The sequence below is a fragment of the Tenacibaculum amylolyticum genome (genome assembly GCF_964511145.1).
GTDB classification, from domain to species: domain Bacteria; phylum Bacteroidota; class Bacteroidia; order Flavobacteriales; family Flavobacteriaceae; genus Polaribacter; species Polaribacter amylolyticum.
In genome coordinates this window covers 1901-4680 of the sequence record NZ_CAZEFZ010000055.1, presented here as the reverse complement: position 1 = coordinate 4680, position 2780 = coordinate 1901, and the positions used below count along the sequence as shown (strand labels likewise).

The 2780-nt window shown below is 31.9% G+C and carries 3 protein-coding genes; 2 read left to right on the top strand and 1 reads right to left on the bottom strand.

Annotation, left to right across the window (positions count from 1 at the left end; all coding sequences use genetic code 11):
- Positions 1-930: tyrosine-type recombinase/integrase (locus ACKTTC_RS13115; protein WP_408040289.1), on the top strand; the 930-nt coding region annotated here is incomplete at its 5' end.
- A gap of 15 nt (positions 931-945) precedes the next feature.
- On the opposite strand, the gene ACKTTC_RS13110 is transcribed toward ACKTTC_RS13115, so the two are convergent.
- Positions 946-1683, bottom strand: a complete 738-nt coding sequence (locus tag ACKTTC_RS13110; protein WP_408040288.1) for a CIA30 family protein — start codon at positions 1681-1683, stop codon at positions 946-948.
- Positions 1684-1885: 202 nt separating this feature from the next.
- Here ACKTTC_RS13110 and ACKTTC_RS13105 point away from each other — a divergent pair, with 202 nt between their 5' ends.
- The gene (locus ACKTTC_RS13105) at positions 1886-2122 is read left to right on the top strand and encodes a helix-turn-helix domain-containing protein (protein ID WP_408040287.1); all 237 of its coding nucleotides are present in this window, start codon (positions 1886-1888) and stop codon (positions 2120-2122) included.
- Positions 2123-2780 lie beyond the last annotated feature (658 nt).

Below are 2780 nucleotides of genomic sequence, written 5' to 3'. Positions count from 1 at the left end.
AACCGTATGACTAAGGAAAAATACACAAAATCTAAAATAACGAATTTCAAGACTGCTAAGAACCATATAAAAGGATTTGAGAAGCACCGTAAAAGGCGTATTTTTTTAGATGGTTTTTCGATTGAAGTGTACGACGAGTTTATAAAATACCTAAGAGATATAAAACAATATTCTAATCATACAAGCGCGACTACTATAAGAGACCTTAAAAGAATGTTATATGTAGCTGACCAAGAATGTAAGTTTCAAGTACACCCCGACTATTTACGCAAGGATTTTACCAGACCTAATGCAGATAGCGAAGCTATTGCCTTAAATGAGGATGAAATCGACAAAATATTTACCCACGATTTTAGTTACGATACAGAGCTACAAAATAGCAGGGATTTTATCATAATTGGTTTGTGGACGGGCTTACGTTTTAGTGACTTTATAAAACTGCCTCCTATAGACATCACCAAAAGGTTTATAACAGTAAAGCCTAATAAAACAAAAGGCACTACAGGAGTAAGCGTTGTAATACCTATACACTATCAAGTAAAAGCAATTATAGCAAAGCGCGGCATGCCTAGTCCTATAAGTAAAGTACAATTTAACGAAGACTTTAAAAGAGTGTGCCAAGCTGTTGGACTGAGTGAAAAAGTTTACGGAGATTTATTAGTTTATATAGACAAATTAAAAGCACATCGCAAAAGGTCTGGTATGTATGAAAAGTATAAGCTTGTAAGCTCGCATACTTGTAGACGTTCTTTTGCTACAAATATGTATTATTCCAATTTTCCTATTTTATCAATTATGAAAATTACTGGGCATAGCACACAAACCAGTTTTTTAAATTATATCAAAGTAACGGAAGAACAGCACGGACAACGATTATACGACCATTGGGAAGCCTACTACCAAGAGCGAGGAAAGAAACAAGCAGCATAAAAAATAAAGCGAATCTTAAAAGGTTCGCTTTATTACTTTAAATATTTGATATATATCGTTTAAATTCAGTTCAAAGTCCGAAAACTCAGGGCTAGGGTTTCTACTATGGCAAGTAATTGTTCCTTTTGCTTTGTCTAAGGCTATAATATCTTTATGAAAGATATTTGTTTGTGATAGGATAATCCAACCATATCTGGAAGGATTAAAACCCTCTAGCCAATGGTGTCGTCCTAATTCTCTACCTAGTATAAATGCACCGCTTGGAGTATCGTCTAATCTTCCTCCATTCATAGAATCGTTTTTTATTTCAAAACCTAAGTAATTACCACGTCCATATTTATCGACATTAAAGGTAATATCTTGCCAATCGTTCATAATTGAAATATTGTCTATGGCTTCTATATAAGATGCATAAGCATAGAAAGGCACAAGTTTAACAGTTACCTGTAATCCTCCATCTTTTAACGGTGTAAAAATATTACCATTGGTATTGATTAAAATGTTTGTTGTTTCTTTATCTCCTTTAACTAAATAACCTACACCTGAACGTAAATAGTCTAAACTAATCTTAGGATAACGTTCCACAATTTCTAAGGCTAGTTTTTTACTAATCTTATTTCTTCCATTTTTTACATGTTGGATTTTCATATTGTTTTTATGCCCCAACTCAATAGCCAATCTATAAGCAGTAATATCTAAATGATCTAATAATTCGTGTAATATTTCTTGACTGGTTTGTAGTCTTTCTATCATAGCATTGTTTGTTAAAGTTAAAACAATTTGTTTATTTTCTGCATTAAAAAATGTATTATTGTAATGCAAAAACAAACATTAAAAGGCTAAAATACAAGAATTAGCATTTTAAAACAAACAAAATTGTTTAAGTTTTCCACTTTTGCATACAAAATGAAACAAAAAAGAAGAAAAGTAGTAAAATTTTAAAAAGACAAAAGCTATGACAAAAAGTGAAGTTTTAGCCTTGCATTTACAAGCAATGGCAATTTTTGACGCAAATAATACCACTTGTAGTATTAAAGAATGTGCTGCATTTTTAAAAGTACATACAAACACTATTCGAAACCGTATTCATAACGGAACAATCAAAGCCATTTTCTTAGACGGTACATATCATATACCGAAACTTCAATTTTTAGATAAAATTATTGAAGATTTTCAAGAGCAAGCCGCATAACACCATACCATAACGATAGTGGGCAACCCTATCAATAGAAAGTCTGGCGGTTGACGAGCTTAAGAACTTTCTAAAAAAAACGTGATTAACTAAAGATGTCAACCACGTTTAAAATTGCTATGAAAAGAAAGCCTACCAAGCAGTAGGCTAAAAAATTGTCAATCAAAGCTAAGAATAAACGCAATAAAATGCAAGAAATAAGCTTGTACATAGAATCTGTGCCGTTATTAAAAAACAAAAACCTTATGTCAAAACTATAGCTTAAATTTTATTGCTTTTTACTTGTTTTTATCATGGAAATCGCAATAAGCTTTCTGATTTTCAATATAACCAAGAGGTCGAGAAATTTAATACTACCCATGGAATGCTACTTTGTAAAAAAGGGGCTACATATAGAGAGGTAGAAACACCCCAATATCCTTATATCAATTTTCCGTATATAGATGGTCAGGGTATGAAAACGGCTATGGATAAGTACCGCGATTATGTGGTAAATTATAATACAGCCGTCCAAAAAGAAAACAAAGACATAAAAGTTTACAATACAAAGATTGAGTTACCAAAACTGATCTCATTAGACGATTTATGGCTTATTGAGTCCTTTAAAAAAAATAATAAAGGAGTTTTTGCAAGCGATTATAACCAAGGGATAGAAGAT